This window comes from Nostoc sp. (assembly GCF_036917195.1).
GTDB lineage: Bacteria > Cyanobacteriota > Cyanobacteriia > Cyanobacteriales > Nostocaceae > Nostoc.
In genome coordinates, this window is the sequence record NZ_JBALDG010000026.1 from 39080 (window position 1) to 62040 (window position 22961).

Annotated in this window: 17 protein-coding genes and 3 pseudogenes; 16 read left to right on the top strand and 4 right to left on the bottom strand. The window is 42.3% G+C overall.

Features of this window, described 5'->3' with window-relative positions; translation table 11 throughout:
* The first annotated feature begins 507 nt into the window (after positions 1-507).
* From V7K40_RS09105 to V7K40_RS09135, 7 genes and pseudogenes are all read left to right on the top strand, one after another.
* Complete coding sequence (locus V7K40_RS09105; RefSeq protein WP_334958719.1) at positions 508-1854, top strand: ferredoxin-NADP reductase; 1347 nt, start codon at positions 508-510, stop codon at positions 1852-1854.
* A gap of 181 nt (positions 1855-2035) precedes the next feature.
* Positions 2036-3322 carry a homoserine dehydrogenase gene (locus V7K40_RS09110; RefSeq protein WP_334958721.1) on the top strand — a complete coding sequence of 429 codons (1287 nt, stop codon included), beginning with the start codon at positions 2036-2038 and terminating at the stop codon, positions 3320-3322.
* A 197-nt stretch (positions 3323-3519) separates the two neighbouring features.
* Positions 3520-4284 (top strand): Uma2 family endonuclease, encoded by a 765-nt coding sequence (locus V7K40_RS09115; RefSeq protein ID WP_334958723.1) that lies wholly within the window; start codon positions 3520-3522, stop codon positions 4282-4284.
* 255 nt (positions 4285-4539) lie between these two features.
* The gene (locus V7K40_RS09120; RefSeq protein ID WP_334958725.1) at positions 4540-5658 is read left to right on the top strand and encodes a DUF262 domain-containing protein; all 1119 of its coding nucleotides are present in this window, start codon (positions 4540-4542) and stop codon (positions 5656-5658) included.
* Positions 5655-6770 (top strand): DUF3696 domain-containing protein, encoded by a 1116-nt coding sequence (locus V7K40_RS09125; protein ID WP_334958727.1) that lies wholly within the window; start codon positions 5655-5657, stop codon positions 6768-6770. Before V7K40_RS09120 ends, V7K40_RS09125 begins: the two co-directional genes overlap by 4 nt.
* A gap of 36 nt (positions 6771-6806) precedes the next feature.
* Positions 6807-7739 carry a hypothetical protein gene (locus V7K40_RS09130; RefSeq protein WP_334958729.1) on the top strand — a complete coding sequence of 311 codons (933 nt, stop codon included), beginning with the start codon at positions 6807-6809 and terminating at the stop codon, positions 7737-7739.
* Positions 7740-7817: 78 nt separating this feature from the next.
* A pseudogene (locus tag V7K40_RS09135) lies at positions 7818-8536 on the top strand (Uma2 family endonuclease).
* 17 nt (positions 8537-8553) lie between these two features.
* Here V7K40_RS09135 and V7K40_RS09140 read toward each other — a convergent pair.
* The 3 genes from V7K40_RS09140 to V7K40_RS09150 all read right to left on the bottom strand — a co-directional run bounded on the left by V7K40_RS09140 (position 8554) and on the right by V7K40_RS09150 (position 13268).
* Positions 8554-9684: a CO2 hydration protein gene (locus tag V7K40_RS09140; RefSeq protein ID WP_334958731.1), complete on the bottom strand. Its 1131-nt coding sequence runs from the start codon at positions 9682-9684 to the stop codon at positions 8554-8556.
* A 108-nt stretch (positions 9685-9792) separates the two neighbouring features.
* Positions 9793-11313, bottom strand: coding sequence for an NADH-quinone oxidoreductase subunit M (locus V7K40_RS09145; RefSeq protein WP_334958733.1), 1521 nt, complete (start codon positions 11311-11313; stop codon positions 9793-9795).
* Positions 11314-11411: 98 nt separating this feature from the next.
* Positions 11412-13268, bottom strand: coding sequence for an NAD(P)H-quinone oxidoreductase subunit F (locus V7K40_RS09150; RefSeq protein ID WP_334958735.1), 1857 nt, complete (start codon positions 13266-13268; stop codon positions 11412-11414).
* A gap of 654 nt (positions 13269-13922) precedes the next feature.
* Between V7K40_RS09150 and V7K40_RS09155 the strand changes: the two genes are divergently transcribed.
* From V7K40_RS09155 to V7K40_RS09195, 9 genes and pseudogenes are all read left to right on the top strand, one after another.
* Positions 13923-14231: a carbon dioxide-concentrating mechanism protein CcmK gene (locus V7K40_RS09155; protein ID WP_190891121.1), complete on the top strand. Its 309-nt coding sequence runs from the start codon at positions 13923-13925 to the stop codon at positions 14229-14231.
* Positions 14232-14323: 92 nt separating this feature from the next.
* Complete coding sequence (locus V7K40_RS09160; protein ID WP_010995041.1) at positions 14324-14668, top strand: BMC domain-containing protein; 345 nt, start codon at positions 14324-14326, stop codon at positions 14666-14668.
* A gap of 6 nt (positions 14669-14674) precedes the next feature.
* The gene (locus tag V7K40_RS09165; RefSeq protein ID WP_334795790.1) at positions 14675-14977 is read left to right on the top strand and encodes a EutN/CcmL family microcompartment protein; all 303 of its coding nucleotides are present in this window, start codon (positions 14675-14677) and stop codon (positions 14975-14977) included.
* A gap of 94 nt (positions 14978-15071) precedes the next feature.
* Positions 15072-16718: pseudogene (locus V7K40_RS09170) on the top strand (ribulose bisphosphate carboxylase small subunit); the annotation flags it as partial.
* Between the two features lie 99 nt (positions 16719-16817).
* Positions 16818-17066, top strand: a pseudogene (locus V7K40_RS09175) (ribulose bisphosphate carboxylase small subunit); the annotation flags it as partial.
* A 178-nt stretch (positions 17067-17244) separates the two neighbouring features.
* A complete protein-coding gene (locus V7K40_RS09180; RefSeq protein WP_334958737.1) occupies positions 17245-18018 on the top strand; it encodes a transferase in 774 nt (257 codons plus the stop codon).
* 56 nt (positions 18019-18074) lie between these two features.
* Positions 18075-18863 (top strand): BMC domain-containing protein, encoded by a 789-nt coding sequence (locus V7K40_RS09185; protein WP_298917732.1) that lies wholly within the window; start codon positions 18075-18077, stop codon positions 18861-18863.
* A gap of 253 nt (positions 18864-19116) precedes the next feature.
* Entirely contained in the window at positions 19117-20058 is a 942-nt protein-coding gene (locus V7K40_RS09190) for a LysR substrate-binding domain-containing protein (protein ID WP_334958739.1), read from the top strand.
* Between the two features lie 508 nt (positions 20059-20566).
* Positions 20567-22204 carry a mucoidy inhibitor MuiA family protein gene (locus V7K40_RS09195; RefSeq protein WP_334958741.1) on the top strand — a complete coding sequence of 546 codons (1638 nt, stop codon included), beginning with the start codon at positions 20567-20569 and terminating at the stop codon, positions 22202-22204.
* A gap of 325 nt (positions 22205-22529) precedes the next feature.
* Here the strand turns inward: V7K40_RS09195 and V7K40_RS09200 are convergent, their stop codons facing one another.
* Positions 22530-22721: a hypothetical protein gene (locus tag V7K40_RS09200; RefSeq protein WP_334958743.1), complete on the bottom strand. Its 192-nt coding sequence runs from the start codon at positions 22719-22721 to the stop codon at positions 22530-22532.
* Positions 22722-22961: the final 240 nt, after the last annotated feature.

Below are 22961 nucleotides of genomic sequence, written 5' to 3' on the forward strand. Positions count from 1 at the left end.
GAATATAGCTAACAACATTCTGGGAGAGTAGTAGATTTAAATAAGTAAAACCAATTGGAAGAAAACCTTCTTTTCCTTGGCATTCCCCGATTTAAACTCTTGGAGTAGGGAAGCACAACGGCAATTTTTGGAGGGAAACTGAGTGGTAACTTCCACCAATCAAAGCAGCCCTCCGACAATATCTGCCATTGGAAGTTACTCGTTAGGTAGTAAGGTAAAAAGCTATCTCCCTGATGGGGGTGGTAGTTAACGAAAAAAAGATTAAATTGACTCATTATTAACATTCTCCACAAGACTTATCCTTTACCTTAGAAGGTGAACAGGTGTGTTTTTTGCTATGCCTGCATGTCTTTGGTGAGTATACTTAGCAAGGCATTAATTTAATGATGCCGTTTTCCTTCTTTCTCCAGTTTTGTGAAACGAAAATCCGCTAAACTAAAGCTGGCAAGGTAGGGGAATAGTTTTTTTTGAAAAACGGTTAAGTAAATTATCGGAGTGGTAGAACGAATGTACAATCAAGGTGCTGTTGAGGGTGCTGCCAACACAGAATTAGGTAGCCGCCTCTTCGTATATGAAGTAGTGGGTTTGCGTCAGAGGGAAGAAACTGATCAAACTAACTACCCAATTCGTAAAAGTGGCAGTGTGTTCATCAGAGTGCCTTACAACCGCATGAATCAAGAAATGCGACGTATCACTCGTCTAGGCGGCACAATTGTTAGCATCCAGCCCATAACTGCTCTAGAGCAAGTTAATGGTAAAGCCTCACTTGGGAATGCTACAAGCGAAGTCAGCGAGTTAGCTACATCTGGGGAAACTGCTAACAGTGAAGGGAATGGTAAAGCCACACCTGTAAATGCTGATAGTGAAGCTAAAGACTTAGCTAAACCACCAGCACAAGAACAGCTCAAGAACAAGGACAAGAAAGGCAACACCATGACTCAAGCGAAAGCCAAAAAAGACCAAGGTGACATTCCTGTCAACACTTACCGTCCCAATGCTCCATTTATTGGCAAGGTAATATCTAATGAACCGCTAGTCAAAGAAGGTGGGATTGGTATTGTTCAACACCTCAAATTTGACATTTCTGCCGGGGATTTGAAGTATATAGAAGGTCAAAGTATTGGGATTATTCCACCAGGATTAGACAAGAACGGCAAGCCGGAAAAACTTAGACTATATTCCATCGCCTCAACTCGTCATGGCGATGATGTCGATGATAAGACAGTCTCACTGTGCGTCCGTCAGTTGGAGTACAAGCACCCAGAAACTGGCGAAACAGTCTACGGTGTTTGCTCTACACACTTGTGTTTCCTGGAACCAGGAGCAGATGTAAAAATTACAGGGCCTGTGGGTAAGGAAATGTTGTTACCCCAAGACCCCGATGCTAATGTAATCATGTTGGCAACTGGAACAGGTATTGCCCCCATGCGGGCTTATCTGTGGCGTCAGTTTAAAGATGCCGAAAGAGCTGCTAACCCAGAATACGAATTTAAAGGATTCTCTTGGCTAATATTTGGTGTGCCGACAACTCCAAACCTCTTATATAAGGAAGAACTGGAAGAAATTCAACAAAAATATCCTGATAACTTCCGCCTCACTGGTGCCATCAGCCGCGAACAGAAAAATCCCCAAGGCGGTAGAATGTACATCCAAGACCGTGTAGCGGAACATGCTGATGAATTGTGGCAGTTGATTAAAAATGAAAAAACTCACACCTACATCTGCGGTTTGCGCGGTATGGAAGAAGGTATTGATGCAGCCTTAACTACTGCTGCTGCTAAGGAAGGCGTAACCTGGAGTGATTACCAGAAGGAACTCAAGAAAGCTCATCGCTGGCACGTAGAAACCTACTAAGTTCTGAGTTATGAATGAGTAGGGTGGGCAATGCTCACCCTACAATTGTTTTGTTATGAATATTATAAATAGTTGAGGAAAGAGTTCTCGGTTCTGAGTGGTAAAGTACTAAATACTTCTAACTACTTGGCACTTAGCACTCAGCACTCAGTACTTAAAAAATAAATTGGGTGCAAAATTTGTGGGTGTGAAACTAGGAATACTGGGATTCGGCACCGTGGGAACGGGGACAGTGCAGTTGTTGCAAGATGGGGCTGGGCGTCACCCGTTGTTGCAAGAGATAGAAATCTATCGGGTGGGAGTGCGATCGCTAGATAAACCACGGGCAGTAGAATTGTCTACGGAAGTCTTAACTACAGATATAGAAGCTATTGTCAACGATCCAGCGGTAGATATAGTTGTCGAGGTGATGGGTGGATTGGAGCCGGCGCGATCGCTAATCCTTAAAGCTTTGAGTAATGGTAAGCATGTAGTTACTGCCAACAAAGCAGCGATCGCCCGCTTTGGGACGGAAATTTTTACAACTGCCAATCAAGCCGGCGTATACGTCATGCTAGAAGCCGCTGTAGGTGGTGGGATTCCTGTGATTCAACCCCTAAAGCAGTCTTTAAGTGTTAACCGCATTCATACTGTAACAGGCATCGTGAACGGTACAACTAACTACATCCTGACGCGGATGCAAACAGAAGGCAGCAACTTCAGCGATGTTTTAGCTGATGCCCAGCGTTTGGGTTATGCTGAAGCTGACCCCACAGCCGATGTCGATGGCTTAGACGCAGCAGATAAAATTGCCATTTTGGCATCATTAGGCTTTGGTGGACGCATCAACTTACAAGATGTTTATACTGAGGGGATTCGGCAAGTCAGCAAAACAGATATTGCCTACGCCGAAAAATTGGGATTTGTAATTAAATTGTTAGCGATCGCTAAACGTAATCCTCCCTCATCCCTCCTCTCTGTCAGAGTCCATCCCACCTTAGTGCCCCAAGCCCACCCTTTGGCTAACATCAACGGCGTTTACAATGCCATTCTTGTCGAAGGAGAACCCATCGGCCAAGTAATGTTTTTCGGCCCGGGTGCTGGTGCTGGTGCAACCGCCAGTGCTGTCACATCAGATATCTTGAATTTAGTTGCTGTCCTCAAAACCAATACAGCAGTACCAAATCCATTATTAGCTTGTGGGCATCAGGAATACTGCCAAATTGCGCCGATGGCAGAACTGATAACTCGGTTTTACGCCCGTTTCCTCACGAATGACCAACCTGGAGTTATCGGGAAATTGGGGACCTGCTTTGGTAACTACGGCGTTAGCTTAGAGTCAATTGTCCAAACTGGCTTTCAAGGGGAACTAGCAGAGATTGTGGTTGTTACCCATGATGTGCCAGAAGGCAACTTTCGGCAAGCTTTGGCAGAAATTCGGAATTTGTCAGCGATCGAAAGCATTCCCAGTTTACTGCGTGTACTTTGAGATTATCGTTTAGTGATCGCTCGGCGTTAGGCGTTCCCACAGACTAAAATACTTAGTTTTTTTCAGATTTTTCTTTGCGTCTATCGCTCGGCGTTAGGCGTTCCCACAGACTAAAATACTTAGTTTTTTTCAGATTTTTCTTTGCGTCTACGCTTGCTAAAATCAAGAACAAACCTTACTCCTGCAAAGGTAGTCTTATGACCTCTGCAACTGACCCATCCACCGCCCTCACTCCTTTCCCCGACCATACGCAGCTACCAGAGTCTGATGGTACTTTTCTGAAAAATTGGCAAGAGCATCCCCAAAGCATCTTACTCACTGACTCGATTACACCTGTTCTTAAACAATTACATCCTGAAGGTCAATATTGTATAGGTCAAGACTTAGGTATTTACTGGCGCTTGACAGACCCGCCAGAACGAGGAGCAGAAGCACCAGATTGGTTTTATGTAGGAAATGTACCGCCCTTGCTCGATGGACAAACGCGGAGGTCTTATGTACTCTGGCGAGAATTTATTGCGCCTTTGATTGCCTTAGAATTTGTCTCTGGGGATGGTAGTGAAGAACGAGATAAAACTCCTTTCCAAGGTAAATTTTGGATTTATGAGCAAGTAATTCATCCGGCTTATTATGGCATTTATGAAGTGAATAAAGCCAGTGTAGAAGTTTATAAATTAATTGGTGGACAATATCAGTTCTTAGGAGCAAATGAGCGTGGACATTATCCTATTACCCGCTTAGGAGTTGAGTTAGGTATTTGGCAGGGAGAATATCAAAACGCCCAATTGCCCTGGTTGCGTTGGTGGGATTTGCAGGGTAATTTGTTGTTGACTGGTGAAGAAAGAGCCGAACAGGAATTCCAACGGGCTGAACAGGAATCCCAACGGGCTGAACAGGAAAGACAAAGAGCCGATCGCCTAATTGCTCAATTGCGATCGCTTGGCATTGAACCAGAAGCCTAATATTTTGGAATGCGGTTAAAGGTGCGATCGCTCTAACGTTACCGGAGGCGATCGCGCCAGTTTTCAACTTCGCTAGTTAATGTAACAAATAATAGACTGGATACGTAGAGACGCGAAATTTCGCGTCTCTGTCATTTGGGGAGATAGTAGGATTGAAGTACACCAGTTAAAAAGCCTCATTGGTTGATGTAGTAACACCAAACATCACTAATAACTGAGTGAACAAACAAATGTTTATACTAAGGAGTAAGCGCTGTGACGGATTTGAGTAACTACAATGCAGAATTAGCCGATGAAGAAACTTTAGAAGAGGAATATCAAGAGGAAGAAGTTACTTTCCTGTATGATCCTGAAGAAATTAATATTATAACTAGAGAACCTACAATAGAGTTATTGCTTAAAAGAATCAATGAAGAAGGCCTTGATTTAGCACCTGATTTCCAACGTCATGCAAATATATGGAAAGAAGATGCTCAGAGTAGGCTAATAGAATCTATTATTATCCGTATCCCCATACCAGCACTTTATATAGATGCCACTAATGAAGATAAATGGGTAGTAGTTGATGGATTACAGCGCCTATTTGCACTAAGGCGGTTTATTCTCGACAAAGAACTCAAACTATGTGGATTAGAATATCTTACAAATCTGGAAGGTAAAACCTACGATCAAATTGAGCGCAGATACCAACGCCGCCTTGAAGAAACTCAACTAACAGTATATTTGATCGAAAAAGGGACACCTCCAGAAATTAAATATAATATTTTTAAACGTATTAATACAGGAGGGCTTCCTTTATATCCTCAAGAATTACGCCATGCTCTTAATCCTGGTAAGGGAACAAAATTTTTGACTAAACTTGCAGCATCTCCAGAATTTAAGCAAGTAGTTAAACTTGGTAATAATCGCAAAATGCGTATGGATGACCGGGAATTTATATTAGGGTTTCTAGCTTTTACTTTAACTTCTTACCAAGAATATGTAGACAAACGAGATACTTTTTTATCTAAAGCATTATCTAAAGTAAATAAACTTTCGGAGATAGAGTTAAAGGAAATTGAAAATAATTTTAAAAGAACAATGGTAGCTAACTGGAATATCTTTGGTAAAGATGCATTTCGTAAAATATCTAATTATCAGAAAAAACAGTTCCCTGTAAATAAAGCTTTATTTGAATCTTGGTCAGTACTTATGAGTAAATTGAGTAATGAGCAAATCCAAATTTTGATAGATAGAAAAGAAAAATTAATCAATTTATTTAAGACATACATAGACAAAGATAAATCTTTTTTAGGATCTATATCTCAGGCGACCGAAAAAGTACAGTATAGATTTAGTACTATAGAAAAAATAATTCAAGAAGTGCTTTCATGATTACTTCTCTTTGCCTGATTAACTTCAAACGTTTTGATAATCAATTTCTCGAATTTAGACCTTTAACACTAATTTCTGGTCTTAATAGTACTGGTAAATCTTCTGTACTTCAATCAATACTACTACTACGTCAATCTTATAAACAGGATTTATTACCAAAAACTGGCTTGGCGCTAAACGGTGACTTAGTAAATATTGGTACAGCACAAGATGCTCTGTATGAGAGTGCTAAAGATAACCATATAAGCTTCGAGATTATTTGGGAAAAGTATGAAGGTATATGGGATTTTAATTATAACCCAGAAAAAAAAGAAGAAGATGTCTTAAATGTAATTTTAGAACCAAATGACTCTGAAATCTATAAATCAAATGTTTTTAGTAAATATTTTCACTACCTTCAAGCAGAACGTATCGGGCCACGTTCATTTAACGAAATGTCTGATTATCAAGTCACACGGCTTAGACAAATTGGTATTAGAGGAGAATATACAGCCCATTTTCTTTATATTTATGGAGATGAACCAATTATTATCTCTAATCTCAGCTATCCACAAGCAAAATCAATGAATCTGATAGATCAAGTGGAAGCATGGATGAGAGAGGTTAGTCCTGGTATACGTATTAAAATAGAAGCTAACTCAGCGATGGGTTTAGTGACTATCAAATATTTTTATGGAGATAGTAATCTTTATCGTGCAACCAACGTTGGTTTTGGAATTACCTACACTTTATCAATTATTGTAGCTATACTTTCATCACCTCCTGGTACACTGATACTAGTTGAAAACCCAGAGGCTCATCTTCATCCCAGAGGGCAAGCTAAAATGGGAGAATTATTAGCCTTAGCAGCTAGTTGTGATATTCAGGTTGTAATAGAAACTCATAGCGATCATGTTTTAAACGGGATTCGTCTTGCTGTTCATGGTGGTATTATTCCCCCACATTATGTCCAGTTGCATTACTTTCAGCAACAAGAAAAACAAGGACAACCTTTGACAAAAGTAGTTTCACCACGCATTGATCGGAATGGCAGAATTGATCGATGGCCTGATGGATTCTTTGATGAGTGGGAAAAAAGCTTAGATGTTTTGTTAGAACCTGCGGGAGAGTAGAGTGTGGAGATTAACCTAGTATTAAATGAACTCTCTTTGCAAAATCCTACTTTTAATAAGGAAACAGCGCGACAGTGGATGTCCAACTTCATTAACACTGTAAAGGCAGTCAAAGCTCAGGGTGTGAAAGTATATCTTCGCACTAGAGATGACTTTCATGCAACTATACTTGCACCTGACTATCCTTTACGTCGTTGGCTTAATGATAGGGAAGTAGATCAAGTTGAACGAGGTTTTATTAGAACTTTAGCAACAGGAAGTCCTTTCTCAACTAATATTGCAAATTTAGATATTCAAGATATTGAAAATAATGCTAGCTTGTCTGAATTTTGGCATCAGGGAGAACTAGCAATTGGACTTGCTGTAGCTCATTTGCTTGACACAATAGCAATTAGCTTTATATCTAAGGAATGCTGGAACTTTAGCCACCTAGAACTCCAAGCGAAGCGACTTAATGAAAATGAAGAGGTAATCAATGATATTTTAGAAATTCTCCATGCTAGTCGTAGCAATCATGTACAGGAACATACTGAGTGGATACAAAACCGCATTCAGACTGGAGTTATCGATGGTGACGATCTTTGGGAACGAAAAGGAGAATTATTTCCTAACCTTGAATTCTGTAATGCTGTCAGTAAACAGTTAAGAAATATCCGTGTTGGACAATTGGAATTACAACCTGTTGTCAAAACACTATTGGAGCTTGAAAAATGCTCTAATAAATGGAAAAAAGGATATTTTAATCTTGATGATTATCCTATTGACGAATCTGGAGAGAGTGAAGGAACTTTGAATCAATATGGCAGAGAAAGAACTTTTCTTTGTACTGATGGCAAAGAACGTCTATTTGATCGCCATATAAAATTGAGATTCTGCAACTGGCGAATTCATTTCTTTACAGTAAAACCAGGACAAGTCATTATTGGCTATGTTGGTCGCCACCTTCCTACAGTGAAGTATAGAACTTAATAGAAATATTGCGATCGCCCCATCTCCCCTTCCACTGCTAAACTAAAAAACAACCCTTACTCCTGCAAAGGTAGCCTTATGACCTCTGCAATCGATCCATCCACCGCCCTCACACCGTTCCCAGACCATACACAGCTACCAGAGTCTGACGGTACATTCGTGAAAAACTTTCAGGAACATCCCCAAAGCATTCTCCTAACCGACTCGATTAAACCGATATTGCAAAAACGTCATTCTGATGGGCAATACTGTATTGGTCAAGATAGCGGTATCTACTGGCGCATCACTGACCCCCCAGAAAAAGGTGCAGAAGCACCAGACTGGTTCTATGTAGGGAATGTACCACCTACTCTGGATGGACAAACGCGCAGGTCTTACGTACTATGGCGAGAGTTTATTGCCCCATTGATTGCATTGGAATTTGTTTCTGGCGATGGTAGTGAAGAAAGAGATAAAACTCCTTGGAAGGGGAAATTTTGGATTTATGAACAGGTGATTCGTCCTCCCTTCTATGGCATTTATGAAGTGAATAAAGCCAGTGTGCAAGTTTATGAATTAATTGGTGGACAATATCAGTTATTAACAGCAAATGAACGCGCCCTCCCATACATCCTTTAGGAGTTGAGTTAGGAATTTGGCAGGGACAATATTACAATATGGAATTACCTTGGCTACGCTGGTGGGATTCGCAAGGTAATTTGTTGTTGACTGGTGAGGAAAGAGCCGAACAGGAACGTCAAAGAGCCGATCGCCTAGCTGAACAATTGCGCTCTCTAGGCATTGAACCAGATGAATAATTTTGAGTAAAAGTCAACTATTTATTCACATCCAGCAACCGGGAAGTTTCTAAGCGACTCATCCACTTTGCGAAATAAACTCGATTAGCTTTTTCCTCAGATGGATCTTTAGTATCTAAAGGATAAGGCGCCAGTCCTAAAATTGCTGCTGTGGTCACGCAAAACATCGATTTTTGGAAAGTCATACAAATTTGCACTCGCAAATCATCTTCACCCCGGGGGCTGCGACGATAAATCTCATGCAAGTACTCTGGAAGATAATGACGCATATCTTGCATCAACAAGGTAGGAGGAATACCTGCACCGCCGATGGGTAAAGGATCGGCGTATAATGCGCCATACTGGAATCGACTTTGATCTGGGGATATTTGATAAGCTTGGGCGTTGTATGAAACTGTGCCGTGGAAAGGTGTTCCTCTAAAGAAAACTGCTTCTACATAAGGTATTGCTGTGTCTGCTAAGAAAGTCAAACCAACGTCTTCAGGAATGATTTCATAGAGTTTTTCCCGAACTTTGACGGTGTAAGTAATTGGCTTGGATGCATTTTCCACTAACCCTGCTTTAATATGGTCTACAATTTGGGGAATTGATTTGATTTCGCCTTTGTCGTAGCGGTCTGATAAGCTGAGGAAAATATCAGCCATGACTCGCCAAAATTGACCTAAACCAGTGTAGTAAGCAGAAACGCGTAACTGTTCGGTCAAAAAGTTTGGAAACAGTTGGTTAATGCCTAAAATTAAAGGATTATTTTTAAATTTAGCTGTGATGACAGCTTGCGCTCTTTCTTGAAATTCTATTGTATCTAAATATGTATCTAGTCCGCCCCCACCGTGCCACATCATGCCTTTCATGCAATACTCGGCATATTCAAAATTAATGCGATCATGCCACCAGTGACGAAGTAGTTTCTGAAAAGATACTTCTCCATTAAAGTATTTAAAAAATGGGAAAAATACTAAAAACTGATGTTCGGCAATGTAATTCAGATTTATTGAATAGGTATCTATAACTACGCCATAGCTTTTGAGAATACCAACTACTTCCACCACATTTTCTGGACTATCGGAAAGTAATGCCTGTCCTGTTTGCAGGCGTTCAATAAACTCAGGTAAAGGTTCGTTTGTGAATTTCTTTCTAATAGTTACCATTGCGATTTCTCCATTAAGTATTGGGTATTGGGCATGGGGCATTGGGCATGGGGAAAAGGACAAGGTAGCAATCTTTCTCCCTTGTCTCCCTTGTCTCCCTCATCTCCCTCATCTCCCCACTCCCCACTCCCCATTCCCCATTTTTTTATCCAAGGACACTGTTGCTACAACGTTTTGAGTATTTACCATTGCTGTAATTGTTGGTTCACTCCAGCGTGCTAACCAAGACGGCTGGATGCCGAAAATCACAATTAGCACAGCTAAAATTGCAGCTGGGCCGCGATCGCTCCAATACACCCGCGGCAAGTCGGTAACTTGTGCAGACAAGCGTCCAAAAAAGGCGCGGTTGAGGAGTATTAGGAAGTAAACCGCAGTTAAGCCTGTACCAATCATGCATAGCAAGGTTTGCACTGGAAAAACTGGAAAACTCCCCCGATAAACTACGAATTCGGAAATAAACCCTAGCATTCCCGGTATACCAGCGCTGGCCATGACTCCCACAACAATCAAGCTACCAATTACGGGCATACCCCGTTCTGGGTTAAGCAGTCCTTGCAGGACTTCTAAATCCCGGCTTCCGGCTTTTTTATACACAACCCCTACCAGCAAAAATAGCATGGCGGAAATCAAGCCGTGACTAATCATCTGCATAACAGCACCCAACACGCTTAATGGTGTAGCCGCAGCCGCCGCTAAAAGTATGTAGCCCATGTGTCCAATAGAACTGTATGCCACCATTTTTTTCATATCGGTTTGGGCGATCGCACAGGATGAACCATACAGTACACTTACTACTGCCCAAATCGCTAACCAAGGAGCCACATAAGCCCAAGCTTCTGGTAACAAATTCATGCCAAATCGCAGTAAGCCATAAGTTCCCAACTTCAATAGCACCCCAGCCAACAGCACCGAAATCGGTGTGGAAGCTTCAACGTGAGCATCTGGCAACCAAGTATGAAAGGGAACTAAGGGAATTTTAATCCCGAAACCTACCAAAATCCCCGCTAGCAGTAAAAGCTGTGTCGCTAGAGGTAAAGTAGTAGCATTCAAAGTTGCTAGTGCAAAGTTAGAGGAACCACTCAGCCAAACCATGCCGAGGAAACTTGCCAAAATCAAGATTCCAGAAACGGCGGTATAAATGAGAAATTTTGTTGCCGCATAACCCCGCTTGGCTCCACCCCAAATAGCTATCAAGAGATACAGCGGAATTAATTCTAATTCGTAAAACAGGAAAAATAGCAGTAAATCTTGTGCCAGAAAGGCTCCAGTCACCCCAGCGCTTAATAATAGGATCAAAGAGTAATAAAATTTAGGACGCTCTAAAGATTCATCGCTGCTGTAGATGGCAATGCAAGTTAACAATCCATTTAAAACCAGCAACGGCAAAGATAAACCATCTATCCCAAGATTATAGTTCAAGCCTAAAACTTCTACCCAAGGGAGAGACTCGGCAAACTGTTGAGTGATTTCCCCTGGATGGAACTGAATTGCTAGTACGATTGTCCACAAGAAAGCAATACTGGTAAAGACCAAAGCTACCCCACGGGCAAATTTCCCACTGATACCAGAGGGCGAGAAACCAATTAAAGCTGCACCGATTAAGGGCACTAGAATTAAAACACTAAGCATAGAATTCAGGTAAAGGGAGCAGGGGAAAGAAGGAGCAGAGGAGAATAAGTAACTTTTAACTCCTAACTCCTGTACAGACGCGATTAATCGCGTCTCAGTTAAAAAGGCAATTTATCTAGTAAACCCGATGACCAGCTGATGAAAAAACCCAGGACGCTGACAACTGCTAGGATGGTCAACATATAGCCCTGAGATTGCCCAGAAATGCTGTATTTTAAAGTTTGTCCGCCGAGAATTGTCGCAAACCCAACCAAGTTTACTAGACCATCGACTAAATAGCGATCGCTCCAAGCAGAAATTTTAGATAGCAGTGCGACTGCACCTACCACCGTTAGGCGATAAACTCGGTCAATATAAAAATCATAACCTAACAAGTCTTGCAGAAATCTCCACGCCAAGATTCTGGATCTTGACCAAGCTTTGTGCAGATAAAGTGTACACCCTACACCTATTCCTACTACAGTAGAAGCAAACAATGATAATGCCACATACCAATTAATACTTTCCCAATCAGGTAGCAAGTACCATTGCTGTAGCATCAGAGGTACAAGCAGAGTCAAGACTATGAGAATCACCATTGGCAAGGCCATCTGCCAACCAACTTCTGGAGTGCGACGGGTCTTTTGTTGCGGTTTCCCCCAGAAGACTAATCTAAATACTCTCGTCAAATTCAATGCTGTCAAACCATTGACCAATACTAAAACCCCAATCACCCAAGGGCTAATATTCACGAAACCGTCAGCCCATGCTAGCATTGCCCAGAAGCTTCCCAATGGTAGCAGTGATACCATCCCCGCTGAACCGACAATAAAAGCAGTGGTGGTGGCTGGCATCCGTGACCACAGACCGCCCATTTCTGTTAAGTCTTGGCTTTGGGTAGTTAAGATTACTGAACCCGAACTCATGAATAATAATGCTTTAGCGATCGCATGAGTTAACAGCAACATCAAGGCCACACCCCCTTGCTGCAACCCCACCGCCAAAAACACTAAGCCCATGTATGCACTGGTGGAATGAGACAGCGATCGCTTAATATCAATTTGAGCTAGAGATACTAATGTTGCCCCAATCGCTGTCACCGTGCCCATGACTACCAAGGTATTCAACGCAACTGGCGACAGTGCTAACAATGGTTGCAGTTTATACAGTAGATAAGCACCACCAGCTACTACTAGTGAGTTTCGCATTACCGAGGCGGGATTGGGCCCTTCCATTGCCTCATCTAACCACAGGTGAAGTGGAAATTGGGCACATTTACCAGCAGGCCCAGCAATTAACGCCAACCCCAGCAATGCTGATGTGATTGGGCTTAAATTAGCTGTTTGCGCCCACTCATATAAATCCGAAAAGTTCAAACTGCCGGCTAAGGTAGAAAGCGTTACCACAGCCATCAGCAGCAACAAGTCTCCCACCCGTTTGGTTAAAAACGCATCCCGCGCCGCTGTCACTACTAGCGGTTGAGCATACCAGAACCCCACTAACAAGTAAGTCGAAAGTGTTAAGACTTCCAAAAGAGCATAGCTAAGAAACAAAGAATCACTGATTGCTAGACCACACAGCGCTGCTTCAAAAAATCCCAGCAGCCCAAAAAAACGCGCCAACGACCAGTCTTTTTCCATGTAACCCAGAGCGTAAACTTGTGCCAGTAAGCTTAACCCTGTAATTAAAACTGTTGCCCCAATGCTGACTGGCGATAGTTCCAAGGAAAAAGATAAGTCTAAATCCGCAGCTTTTAACCAGGGCACCAGTAACTTTTCTGGTTCTCTATCCCAGATATTTTTAAATACAAACAGGCTATGGGCGAAAGCAAAAACTGTCGTTAACAAGTTTATGTATGCCGCAGGTCTTGGCCCTGTTCGCCGAATTATCCCTATTCCCCACGGCAACGTCAAAATTGCACCCAATAAGCTATATAAAGGTACAAACCAACTTGTTAAAAATAGAAATTGATTCATTTAAATTTCCCTTGATGACTTAACCTTGATTTTAAAAAAGCTTTCACACAATTATTTATTCTAAAAAATTAGTTTAATAAAATATCAATTTTTACTATTGTTTAAACTAAATTATCAGAAGTATTTTTACTTCAATTTCCTCTATTAAACTTCGATAAAATATAACTTTACATACGCAAAAGCATTTACTTGCCTTAACCTTACCTCCATTTTTACATTTATATTTCTACTTTGGGCAAAGTACTTTATACGATATATTTGAAAAAATTATATATTTTTCACTTAGTCCTTGTACATCTAGCTAAAATTGGCAGAAGATAGAAGCAGCATAAGATACAGCCGCTTATCGCCACTTGTCAGATAAAATTATCCTTGGTTATGAATGTCGTTTTGTAAATGTGATAAAGAAATTATAAAGCATAAGTGGCTGCTCTAGGAATCAGTAAACTTTAATTGCTCAGAAGCGCAGATAAATTTATGTTAAGTTTTTTAAAACTTTCTTATCATAAACTATTATAGTAATTTATATTGCCAGGAACGCCAAGCTTTCCTATGCTTAATTTGGAAGTGTTTTCTTAGCTCTAAGATAAAGCTCTCCCCGTCAAAAATTTCAAGCGACAGTACTGATTAGATTCATTTTGTAGGAGTTCTGCGATGCCAATTGCAGTTGGAATGATTGAAACGAAGGGCTTTCCAGCAGTCGTAGAAGCTGCTGATGCGATGGTGAAAGCCGCCCGTGTCACTTTAGTAGGGTATGAAAAAATTGGTAGCGCTCGCGTCACCGTAATAGTTAGGGGAGATGTATCTGAAGTGCAAGCTTCCGTAGCTGCTGGGGTTGAAGCGGCGAAAAGAGTAAATGGAGGTGAAGTATTATCGACTCACATCATTGCTCGTCCTCACGAAAACCTGGAATACGTCTTGCCGATTCGTTACACAGAAGCTGTGGAACAGTTCCGTACCTAAAAGCTGTTTAAACAAAGTTAATTAACGCTCTTTACCTTTTTTGAGCATCGCTTTTGTCCAAGGCTAAAAACTTTAAATAGGGATTAAAACTAATGTCAATTGCAGTGGGAATGGTTGAAACGCTAGGCTTTCCAGCGGTAGTGGAAGCTGCTGATGCGATGGTGAAGGCTGCCCGTGTTACTCTAGTCGGCTATGAAAAAATTGGCAGTGGTCGAGTTACGGTGATTGTCCGGGGTGACGTGTCGGAAGTGCAAGCTTCTGTGGCCGCAGGTGTTGAATCAGTGAAGCGAGTCAACGGCGGACAAGTGTTATCTACTCACATCATTGCTCGTCCTCACGAGAACTTGGAATACGTCCTACCAATTCGTTATACAGAAGACGTAGAGCAGTTCCGTGAAAATGTGAATGCAATTCGTCCTTTCGGTAGAAGACCGTAATTTGTAATGCAAGTTGCCAAAGTTCGCGGCACAGTAGTTAGCACCCAAAAAGACCCAAGTCTTAGAGGTGTCAAACTACTGTTGTTACAATTAGTAGATGAAGACGGAAACATCCTGCCACAATATGAGGTAGCAGCAGATAGTGTGGGAGCAGGAGTAGATGAGTGGGTACTTGTTAGTAATGGCAGTGCTGCTCGTAAAGTTGTTGGCAATGAACAGCGACCATTAGATGCAGTGGTAGTAGCGATCATAGATACCATTCACGTTGAAGATCGCATGATCTACAGCAAAAAAGATCAATATCGATAGTCAACAGTTAGAGAAGTGAGGAGTGAGGAGTGAAAAGTTAAAACTCATAACTCCTAACTCATAACTCCTAACTTAATACAGGAGGAATCTCGAAATGGCAGTCCGCAACACGGCGGCACCCCCAACCCCGTGGTCAAGGAATTTAGCTGAACCCAAAATCCATGAAACTGCCTTTGTACATTCATTCTCCAATGTGATTGGAGATGTACGGATCGGTGCAAATGTAATCGTTGCCCCGGGGACTACGATTAGAGCAGATGAAGGCACACCTTTTTATATTGGTGAAAACACTAATATTCAAGATGGGGTTGTGATTCATGGGTTGGAGCAAGGTCGAGTAATTGGCGATGACCAAAATAAATACTCAGTGTGGGTAGGTAAAAATGCTTGCATTACTCACATGGCTCTAATTCACGGACCAGCTTATGTCGGGGATAATTCCTTCATTGGCTTTCGCTCTACGGTGTTTAATGCCAGGGTGGGTGCAGGTTGCATCGTGATGCTGCACGCTTTAATTCAAGACGTAGAAATACCCCCAGGTAAATATGTACCTTCGGGAGCGATAATTACTAGCCAGCAGCAAGCTGACCGCTTGCCAGATGTGCAAGATCAGGATAAGGAATTTGCTCATCATGTGGTTGGGATTAATCAGGCATTACGATCTGGTTATCTTTGTGCAGCAGATAGCAAATGTATAGCACCCATTCGGGATGAGAACGCTAAATCTTATACAGGTAATGGTATTACTGTCTTAGAGTTGGAAAGGAGTAGTGAAGTGTCGAGCAATAGCTTGGGTGCAGAAACAATAGAGCAGTTGCGCTATCTATTAGAGCAAGGGTATAAGATTGGTACGGAACATGTAGACCAAAGACGGTTCCGCACTGGTTCTTGGACTAGTTGCCAACCAATTGAAACGAGATCCATCGGTGAAGCGATCGCAGCATTAGAAAGCTGTGTAAGAAACCATAGCGGCGAGTATGTCCGACTATTTGGCATTGACAAAGGTAGACGACGTGTGCTAGAAAACATCATCCAACGTCCAGATGATGATGCTAAACCAGCTACCAGCTTTAAAGCTCCTGCTAATCGTGGCAATAGCAGTTACAGCAGTAGTAATGGTAACAGTAACAGCTCTAGCAGTGGCAAAGTCAATGGCGAAACTGTAGAGCAAATCCGCCAACTTCTGGCAGGTGGTTACAAAATTGGCATGGAACACGTAGATGAGCGCCGCTTCCGAACTGGTTCTTGGACTAGTTGCAAGCCAATTGAAGCAACTTCCACAAATAAAGTAATCTCCGCCTTGGAAGAATGTATAGAAAGCCATAAAGGCGAGTATGTGCGTTTAATCGGCATTGATCCCAAAGCCAAACGCCGAGTATTAGAGACGATTATCCAACGTCCAAATGGTCAAGTAGCCTCCTCTGGCAGTCAAAAATCATTTACTAGCAGTGCACCCTCCGCAACGGGAACAGCTACTAGTACTCGCTTAAGTACTGAAGTAGTAGACCAACTCCGGCAATTATTGGCTGGCGGCAATAAAATTAGCATTGAACACGTAGATGAGCGCCGCTTCCGGACTGGTTCTTGGACTAGTACTGGTCAAATTCAAGCCTCTTCAGAAAGAGAAGCGATCGCAGCCGTAGAAGGACACCTCGGCCAATACCAAGGGGAATATGTGCGCTTAATTGGTATTGACCCCAAAGCCAAACGCCGAGTATTAGAGACCATTATCCAACGTCCAAATGGTCAAGTAGCCTCCTCAGGCACTCAGAAATCATTTACTAGCAGTGGGGTCTATGCTACTCCTACAGCAACAGCTACCAGTACGCGCTTGAGTACTGAAGTAGTAGACCAACTCCGGCAATTATTGGCTAGCGGCTCTAAAATTAGCATAGAACACGTAGACCAACGGCGATTCCGGACTGGTTCTTGGACTAGTATCGGTCAAATTCAAGCCTCCTCAGAAAGAGAAGCGATCGCAGCCGTAGAAAAACACCTCGGCGAATACCAAGGAGAATATGTCCGCTTAATTGGTATTGACCCCAAAGCCAAACGTCGGGTATTAGAAACGATTATCCAACGACCTTAAGGAGGTAGGAGTTAGGAATTAGGACTAGAGAAGCGATGAATCGCATCTATACAGGAGTTAGGAGTTAGGAGTTGAAAAAATTCTTAATTCATAACTCTAAATTTAAAATTTATAACTCCTTACTTTTAACTAACTCCTCACTCTCTATTTTCTTCCGGCTTGCGAGGTTAAAATTTCCATGTCTGTGCCGCCACTGCACCTCAGCAACAACTTTGATTCTTACATTAGTGGTGAGGTAACTATTCATCCAAGCGCAGTACTTGCACCTGGAGTGATCCTTGAAGCGGCTGTAAATAGCAAGATCATCATTGGGCCAGGGGTCTGTATTGGTATGGGATCAATTCTCCAAGTCAATGAAGGAACCCTAGAGGTAGAAGCAGGCGCAAACCTAGGAGCAGGTTTTTTAATGGTTGGTAAGGGCAAAATTGGAGCAAATGCTTGCATTGGTACAGCAACAACAGTTTTTAACTATTCGGTTGAACCTGGACAAGTAGTTCCACCTGGTTCAATTTTGGGAGACACCAGTCGGCAGATTGCCCAAACAAAGCAACCGGAACCATCTACAAATAACCCAGCTTCTACAAGTGGGAAACCGCAGAAGGAAGAGGAAAATGGCTCAGGTGGAGTTAAGGAAAAGGTAATTTCCTCAACTAACTTCTCAGCTTCGGCTTTTGTGGATTTCAAACAAAACAAGTCAATTTCTTACTTTAAATCTACCGCCACTCCAGAAAGCCAGTCTCCTCCTGTGGAACAACCAGCCAATGATCCTGACTCCACCTTGCAAGAAGCCGCTCAAGAGTCTACAAAACATGACTCAGACCCCAATCAGCTAACCACAGAATCTCCTAACGGTTTCGGGACTCAAATTTATGGGCAAGGGAGCATACACAGACTGTTGACCACATTGTTTCCTCATAGACAATCCTTGAGTGACCCAAACTCTGACGATTAGTCCGAGTAAGTGTTAATTGTAAGTTGTCGGCTTTTTCCCTATTTTGGAGAATTCACATGGAAACATATAATCAACGGTCTATTCGTACCATCCAGGGAGCGAGTAGTCAAGAAACCTATCAGGATACTGCTTTGGGTTTAGTTTCTACCCGCAGCTTTCCGGCGATAGTTGGTACAGCAGATATGATGCTGAAATCGGCGGGAGTTCATCTAATTGGGTATGAAAAAACTGGTAGTGGTCATTGTACTGCGATCGTGCGGGGTGGAATTGCTGACGTGCGTCTTGCCGTAGAATCCGGTGTCCAAACGGCTGAACAGTTTGGTCAGTTGGTTTCTAGCTTGGTGATTCCCCGACCTTATCCCAATTTAGATATAGTACTTCCCATTACAACCCGTTTCACTAAATTGATGGAGGAGGGTAATTACAGCCGTCTGAGTAACCAAGCAATTGGTTTGGTAGAAACGCGAGGATTTCCAGCGATGGTAGGAGCATGTGATGCGATGCTCAAAGCTGCTGATGTTCATTTAGCAGCCTATGAAAAAATTGGTGCGGGTTTGTGTACAGCCATTATTCGTGGTTCCGTAGCAAATGTGGCGGTAGCTGTGGAAGCAGGAATGTTTGAGGCAGAACGCATTGGGGAATTGAATGCAGTGATGGTAATTCCCCGACCCCTAGACGAAATGGAGCAAACCTTGCCATTAGCAAGCTGCTGGATAGAAGAACGCCAACCGTTAAACTTACCAGTGAATATTAAAGAACAAGTTGCTGAAATTGAGGTACTAAGATTACCAGACTTAACCAAGCTACCTACAAAAGTTACAGAAGAATTATGGAATGATGAATGATGATAGATGAATTTTGGAAAATCCTCATTCATCATTCAACATTCATCGTTTACAGGGAAGGCATCTTACGCTTTTGCTGTTCTGATAATAGCTTCTTAAATCCATAAATAGAATACCTTTATTTCAATAGAAGGGATAGAGTTTTATCTATGAATAAAACTCGTAACTTTCTGTGAGCATCACTATATCATTTGCCAGCGTTCAGCAATACTAGTTTTATATCTATTAATCGCTATATATAGGAGAATCACCCTTGAAGCAAGCGACGCTGCACCAGTTAAAGGTATTCGAGGCGGCGGCACGGCACAGTAGCTTTACTCGCGCTGCGGAGGAATTGTTTCTCACCCAACCTACCGTTTCTATGCAGATCAAGCAACTCACAAAATCGGTAGGGTTGCCATTATTTGAGCAGGTAGGCAAGCGGTTGTATCTTACCGAGGCAGGACGGGAATTATTTGCCACTTGTCGGCAGATTTTTGAAAATATAGCCCAGTTTGAAATGAAGGTAGCAGATTTAAAAGGGCTAAAACAGGGACAATTACGCTTGGCAGTGATTACAACAGCAAAATATTTTATCCCACGTTTGTTAGGGTCGTTTTGCGAACTTTATCCAGGGATTGATATCTCGCTGCAAGTAACGAATCATGAACAAATTTTGGAACGGATGAGTAATAATCTGGATGACTTATATATTATGAGTCAAATTCCAGACAATATAGATGTGAATTGCGAAGCATTTTTAGAAAACCCTTTGATAGTCTTTGCACCGATTAATCATCCGTTATCCAAGGAAAAAAATATTCCGATACAACGCCTATCTAACGAACCTTTTATTATGCGCGAACCTGGTTCAGGAACTCGTCGCGCTGTCCAAAGCCTATTTGAAGAACATGGGGTGACAGTAAAAGTCAAGCTGGAATTGGGAAGTAACGAAGCAATTAAACAAGCGATCGTAGGAGGTTTAGGAATTTCGGTTTTATCCCGTCATACCTTACTATTAGACGCCTCAGAGTTTAGCATTTTAGATGTACAACACTTTCCCATTCAGCGAAATTGGTACATGGTTTACCCAGGTGGCAAGCAGCTATCTATCGTCGCTCGTGCCTATTATGAGTATCTACTAGCTGCGGCAAAGAATTTTGTAGAGCAAAACGCTGTGACTTATTCTAGTACACTTGAACCAATTCATCGCTAAACTAAGGGATTTCAACAAATAAATTATCCAATCTTGTCGGCCGGGCATCTTGTCCGCCTTTGGCTAAAGGTGGGTGAGATGCCATTGGTGTCAACTTAAGCTCAAACACTCAATTTCCCGTCCTTTTAGATCCCCCAACCCCCTTAAAAAGCGAGCCAGCGCCTGCCGTAGGATGCCCGTTAACTCTTGGAGACGCTTTGCGAACGTGGAAGCAAGCTACGCGTAGGCGTCTCCTGTCTTGAGAAGGGCTGTAGGGAGAAGACTACATTGGCTCCCCACGACTAGCGTGAGTTAGGGAGGATCGAAAATCTAGGTGGTAAATCGAAAAATTTTCACTCTTTTATCAGGCTGGGCTTTCACGTTAACTTGACACCAATGGCGAGACGCCCACCCCACAAAAAGTAGTTGGATATTTTTTTATTTGGATTCCCTAAAGGGGTTGACGGTTAGACCGGGAAACATTGACAATTAACCAGCAGAATCAATTAAAAATGGGGAAAAACTGGCAGTGGTTAACCCGGAAATACCGTCTTGGTGCAAAACAGTACAAAGCGAGATTGTAGCTGTTACAGTGTATGCTGACAGAGCATTGGTTACACGGCGGGGTGTAGTCTCTTTAACAGGAATTGAACAGCAATTAGTAATTACCCCAGTGCCAGAGACTCTAGAAACTGAGTCTGTCAGGGTAAGTGGTACAGGTACAGTAGGGGTGCGAATGCTTGGAGTGAGTTGCGATCGCATTTACACCACTGAACCTATAGCAGAACGAGTAGCACATTTGACAAGGCAAATTCAGCAGTTAGAAGCAGAAAAACGCCACCTGCAAGCCCAAGTCGATGCTTTAGCATTGCAGTCTAGTTTTATCGCCGGCTTACGTGAAAAAACAGAGGAACCCTTTGCACAGAGTTTATCCCGAAAAAATCTCAGCCTTAGCGAAACTTTGGATTTTTTGAACTTTCTCGGAAGCCAGTATAGTGAATATGCGATCGCATCTGGGGAGTGCAAAACCCAACAGCAGGAATTAGACAAACAACTGCAAGCACTCCTCACCTCATTGCAAAAAATCCAAACACCCCATCCCAAAGAAAATTTTAGCTTAGTTGTGGCAACTGAAGTTGCGGGTGAAGGAGAATTTGAATTAGAGCTATCATACTTAGTGAATCGCGCTAGTTGGACTCCGCTTTATGACTTGCGCTTTAGCACTACCAGCGATATTGTGCATCTGAGCTACCTTGCAGAAATCACTCAAAGCAGTGGCGAAGATTGGATTGGTGCAAATCTCACCCTTTCTACCGCTAAACCGGGATTAGGTACACTCCCGCCCAAACTTGAACCTTGGTATATTGATACCCTACGTCCCCAAAGACTGCGAGAACGACGATCTCGACTAGCTGCCCAGCCACCACTGCTGCCTAGCATAGCAGATCCGCCTGCTGCTGCTGCCAGAGCAGATTGGCAAGAAGAAGACGAAGTTGCAGAGGATAGTCTTATCCCAGCAGAAACCGTTGCAGCAGAAGTATCCAAAGAAGGGAGTGTAGTTACCTTTAAACTGAATAGTGATGGTAACATTCCCAGTGATGGCGCACCCCATAAAACTACAATTTTCAATGATGATTATTCTTGTAGTTTTGATTATGTAGCAATGCCGCGCTTGGTAAGTTTTGCTTATCTGCAAGCTAATGTGAAAAATAGTCCCAACGGTGCGACTTTGTTACCAGGTAAAGCGAATATTTTCCGCAACAATGTTTTTGTTGGGACAACTCAGTTAGAGAATATTGCACCAGGGCAAGAGTTCAAACTGAATTTAGGGATTGACGAAGGTTTAAAAATTGAGCGCGACTTAGCTGAACGTCTGGTAGACAAAAGATTAATTAGCAACCAGCGCCGGATTACTTATAGTTATCGGTTGATAATTACTAATTTACTAGATAAAGAAGTAAATCTGAAAATAACTGAACAGTTGCCAGTTAGCCGCAATGAGCAAATTAAAGTGCGCCTTAATCGCAGCAACCCGCAAATTCAACTTGGTGAAATGGGGATTTTAGAATGGCAGTTAACTTTTCCACCACAGGAGCGACGAGAGATATATTACCAGTTTAATGTTGAACATCCGCCTGAATTAACTGTGGTTGGGTTAGATATTTAAACAACAAACTCCTGAAAAAATTAGCAATCTTCTTACGCCCATAAATCCAAATCCAGCACGAGAGCAATAGTTATTAGAGAAAGCTTATGAACACGCCTAGAATCTTTGCTGATTTTCATAATGCATAAGTAGGGGTAGCAGGGGAGCAACGCGATTTTGTGACATCGGGTTTGAATTCTCATAAACCCATAGATAGATTCTCAATAAAAATAGCTATCTCATTAGGATCGCAGGATTAAGTAGGTGATTTATACCCTTAATTTTTAGCACCTCACTTTGGAGCGTTACTCCCTTGCTAACTTGGCGCTAACTTGCCGATGATTTTTTATTCCACTGTGTCTGACGGTAAAGGGAGGATTTCGTCTGGGTTTTCCTCTACATAATCAGGTTCAAACTCAGCGAGTACTTTGTTATCTATTTCCTCTAGCCTCTGTACAGTAAGAGGTATACCTTGAGCTAGCTTCTCATCGGTAAGTTCGGTTGAGCGCACTTTCATCAGCTCATCTGGGTTAGACATTAAATTCTCCTATTGTGGTAACTTATACTCTCTAATCATCAGATAAGTAAGTAGACACAATTAAATGTAGATGTCATTGCCAGCAGCAGGAAGTGAAGCGTAGGAATCTCAGTCTTTGCGATTGCAACTCTACCAGACGCTACCGCCAACACTTCGTACCCTACGGGAAGGCTGCGCCAACGCAATGACGAACTATCTTTTAATTGTAAGCGATCGCCTTTCCAAAATTTTCTCATCGAG

Excerpts from the sequence above, each read along its gene's own strand:
- V7K40_RS09105 (WP_334958719.1), top strand. The coding sequence starts at position 508 with ATGTACAATCAAGGTGCTGTTGAGGGTGCTGCCAACACAGAATTAGGT.
- V7K40_RS09115 (WP_334958723.1), top strand. The coding sequence starts at position 3,520 with ATGACCTCTGCAACTGACCCATCCACCGCCCTCACTCCTTTCCCCGAC.
- V7K40_RS09125 (WP_334958727.1), top strand. The coding sequence starts at position 5,655 with ATGATTACTTCTCTTTGCCTGATTAACTTCAAACGTTTTGATAATCAA.
- V7K40_RS09140 (WP_334958731.1), bottom strand. The coding sequence starts at position 9,684 with ATGGTAACTATTAGAAAGAAATTCACAAACGAACCTTTACCTGAGTTT.
- V7K40_RS09145 (WP_334958733.1), bottom strand. The coding sequence starts at position 11,313 with ATGCTTAGTGTTTTAATTCTAGTGCCCTTAATCGGTGCAGCTTTAATT.
- V7K40_RS09150 (WP_334958735.1), bottom strand. The coding sequence starts at position 13,268 with ATGAATCAATTTCTATTTTTAACAAGTTGGTTTGTACCTTTATATAGC.
- V7K40_RS09155 (WP_190891121.1), top strand. The coding sequence starts at position 13,923 with ATGCCAATTGCAGTTGGAATGATTGAAACGAAGGGCTTTCCAGCAGTC.
- V7K40_RS09160 (WP_010995041.1), top strand. The coding sequence starts at position 14,324 with ATGTCAATTGCAGTGGGAATGGTTGAAACGCTAGGCTTTCCAGCGGTA.
- V7K40_RS09165 (WP_334795790.1), top strand. The coding sequence starts at position 14,675 with ATGCAAGTTGCCAAAGTTCGCGGCACAGTAGTTAGCACCCAAAAAGAC.
- V7K40_RS09180 (WP_334958737.1), top strand. The coding sequence starts at position 17,245 with ATGTCTGTGCCGCCACTGCACCTCAGCAACAACTTTGATTCTTACATT.
- V7K40_RS09185 (WP_298917732.1), top strand. The coding sequence starts at position 18,075 with ATGGAAACATATAATCAACGGTCTATTCGTACCATCCAGGGAGCGAGT.
- V7K40_RS09200 (WP_334958743.1), bottom strand. The coding sequence starts at position 22,721 with ATGTCTAACCCAGATGAGCTGATGAAAGTGCGCTCAACCGAACTTACC.